This is a genomic window from Pseudomonadota bacterium (assembly GCA_026388215.1).
Taxonomy (GTDB): Bacteria; Desulfobacterota; Syntrophorhabdia; order Syntrophorhabdales; family Syntrophorhabdaceae; genus JAPLKF01.
Genome location: JAPLKF010000217.1, coordinates 1 through 3,030 on the forward strand (window position 1 = coordinate 1; position 3,030 = coordinate 3,030).

General features: G+C 41.1%; 4 protein-coding genes. All 4 read right to left on the bottom strand.

The features are described 5' to 3' along the window. Positions 1–559 (bottom strand): radical SAM protein (locus NTU69_11025; protein MCX5804042.1); only part of this gene is annotated, 559 nt, incomplete at its 3' end. Continuing rightward, positions 522–1,016: a cobalamin-dependent protein gene (locus tag NTU69_11030; GenBank protein ID MCX5804043.1), complete on the bottom strand. Its 495-nt coding sequence runs from the start codon at positions 1,014–1,016 to the stop codon at positions 522–524. The genes NTU69_11030 and NTU69_11025, both read right to left, overlap by 38 nt. 117 nt (positions 1,017–1,133) lie before the next feature. Continuing rightward, positions 1,134–1,607, bottom strand: a complete 474-nt coding sequence (locus NTU69_11035; GenBank protein MCX5804044.1) for a universal stress protein — start codon at positions 1,605–1,607, stop codon at positions 1,134–1,136. A gap of 79 nt (positions 1,608–1,686) precedes the next feature. Continuing rightward, positions 1,687–3,012: an MFS transporter gene (locus tag NTU69_11040; GenBank protein MCX5804045.1), complete on the bottom strand. Its 1,326-nt coding sequence runs from the start codon at positions 3,010–3,012 to the stop codon at positions 1,687–1,689. Between the last annotated feature and the right edge of the window lie 18 nt (positions 3,013–3,030).

The window sequence follows — 3,030 nt, forward strand, 5'->3', positions numbered from 1 at the left end:
GTTCACACATCAAATCGAAGGTTGACTCTACCTCTTCCCTGGTCTCCGTGGGAATGCCAATCATTGCAGAAACGGTGGGTTTTAAACCGAGGCAAATTTCATCTGTAATTAGATGCTTAATATAGTCAATGTTCATCCATGCTGGAAAGCCTTTGCACAAGATTTTCCACAATCGTGGAGAAGCGCTTTCAACTCCATGATAGATATCCTCACACCCCGCCTCCGCCATGATTTTGAGTAGATCCAGATCGATTTTATCGATCCTTGTCAAGCAACCAAAATGGACAGAAAATTCTCTCAATAAGGTAAATAGTTTCATGGCCCAATCACGATGGATTGTAAGATCATCGTCTTCGAATCTTATAAACCCCAGATCGTACTTATTTAACAGCAACCTAATCTCTTTAAAAATATTTTCAGGACTTCTCCTTCTTTGGAATTTCCACAGACGATTGGTCGAACAAAAAATGCACCGGTAAGAGCAACCCCTACTGGCAAGAAGGGAAAAAACATATTTGCGATTAAGAGGTTGGTATTTTTCTATTGGTAATTGTTCCATCCCTACGATATGAAATACCAGGGACTCTACCCAGGTCCTTACTCTTCTCGATTGCACGGAGCAAATCGATGATGGTTTCTTCTCCCTCACCCTTTACGATTATGTCCACCGGACATAATTTCATAATCTCCTCGGGTTGAGATGATGCATGGACCCCTCCCAGAATGATTTTCACATCCGGATGTTTCTTCTTATACATCCTTACAAATTCTATGCAAAAAGGAAGATGGACAGTCCAGCAGGTTATCCCTAAAATATCCGGCTCTCTTTCTTCTACTGTTTCTATCGATTTTTTAAATACGCTTTGAGGATCGGATATTTCAAAATTTAGGTCAACAATATCAACATTACCAAATCCACTATGGCATAACTGAGACGCCAGATAAGATATTCCTAAAGGGTACAATTTACTCGGAGAGTAGAATTGCCATGGAGGGTATATGAGCGTTATTTTCATTAATAAATAAAGGAGATACTAATTAACAATGGGCTCAATTGCTAAAGCAATTGAGCCCCCTACGACCTTTTTAAACACAAGTGAAAGTTTAAACAGCTATCTTTTTGGGTTCAGCGTCTAAACTCTACACAATTTTTCAACGCCTTTTGGACACATTATAAGGATTGCTGTTTCGGCTCCTCCTTTTATGACCTTTTCAGTCACACTCCCCAAAACCCCAGGGGAGTGTCCGGATATTCCACAGGTAGACATAACAATAAGGCTAATGTCGTTTTCTTTGGCATATTCAATTATCTGGCCTGCTACACGCTCTCCTGTGGAAATAACCCAGGAAGCCTTTACCCCTTTTGAGTTTAACTGTTCTGCCAATTTAGAAAGATATCTCTCTACCGCTGTCTTTTGCTTTTCATCTGCATCGCAAACTGTGCAAATGCCTGCTGGCTGCTCTACATCTGTATAGATAGTAACACGACTAATAGTATGGAAAAGAGCTACTTCAGCGTTAAATTGCTTTGCCAACCCCTCGGCAGGGCTCAGGGCATTTTCAGCTAATTTCGAGCCGTCCAAAGGTACAAGTATCTTTTTAAACATAAAATACCTCCTTTAAAAGATAGAAGACATTATTTGGCCTTCCTACCACATCATATATCAAAAATATTATCTCCACAAATTATTCTTTAGTCAAAAATGTTAGGATAGTCCCCATTATCATCAATCCAGCGATAATTGCAAACACAATAGTCCAGCTTCCTGTTAATGTTAGAATACCACCAATTAATACTCCTTGAATGCCTGCGCCAAAATAATTAAAGAGGTTGATTGTTCCCACTGCAGTTCCGCCCATTTTTCTACCTCCAAAGTCACAGGCAGCCGTAAAGAGGACTCCATTGATGCCGAGCACAAAAAAACCAGCGAGAACTTGTAAGGCGATGGCCCAAGGAATGCCCATTACCTTAATGGGAATGAAAGCCATCAGAAGCAAAACCGTTATACAGCCGATGAAAAAGGTACAGATCATCTGAAACCTTTTAGCCTTAAAAAATGTGTCAGACATCCACCCAGCGATTGCAGGGCCGAACATCATTCCAAAAGGTAATGCAAAGGTCATAATTGGCACAGCCTTCAGTTTAATTCCTGCAGTCTCGGCGTAATACAGGGGGATCCACGTTAGAAGACCAAATCTTCCAACGTAGACGGAAAAAGAGGCTATGCATAGAAACATAAATTTCCAATTTTTAAATAAGAGCCCCCAAGCTCTCAGGCCTTTTATTGCTTCATCCTTTAAAGCCTCCACTTTGCCTGAAATACTCTCCGTCATCAGTTCTTTATATGGGGGGAAGCCAGCGTCTGATGGCCTGTTTCTGACTAAGAAATAAAGAGCAATTGTTGAAGGAAGAGTGAATATGAGAAGCGGCCATATAAAAGCAGCCCGCCAACCATAATTAACTACTGTGTATCCTGTGATACCCCACGCCACCAATGAAGAAATGCCCATCGATGTCGCATAAATACCCGTCGCAAATCCTCTTCTGGCCTTGGGATACCATTGGGTGATCAACATATTTGTTGGCGCATATACCAACCCCTGCACAAAACCATTAGTCGTAAAAACAGCAAACACCCCTGTAAATGTACTTTGGAAGGCGGTAATGATATTTAAGATCGTAGTCCCAATCCCTCCAAACTGTTGCATCAATCTATTTCCAAACATTTCACCAAAACGGCCTGACAAAAAGGTTGACGCAGCATACGACCACAACAACCCTGTTGCGACCATACCGGCCTGCATCTTGGAAATATGTAAGTCCTTTATTATCCATGGCATACATATCCCCCAATTCAGACGCCCCAGATAATAAAAGCTGTACCAGACTGAACTTGCTATTACTATTCGCCAAAATCTAAAACGATTATAGGCCAATTTTTGTTCTTCTGTTAAACCTAAACCCTCAAATTCGGGCCATTTTGAGGCTTTTACAGTTTCTTTTATACTCATTTTACTCCTCCTTCCCTT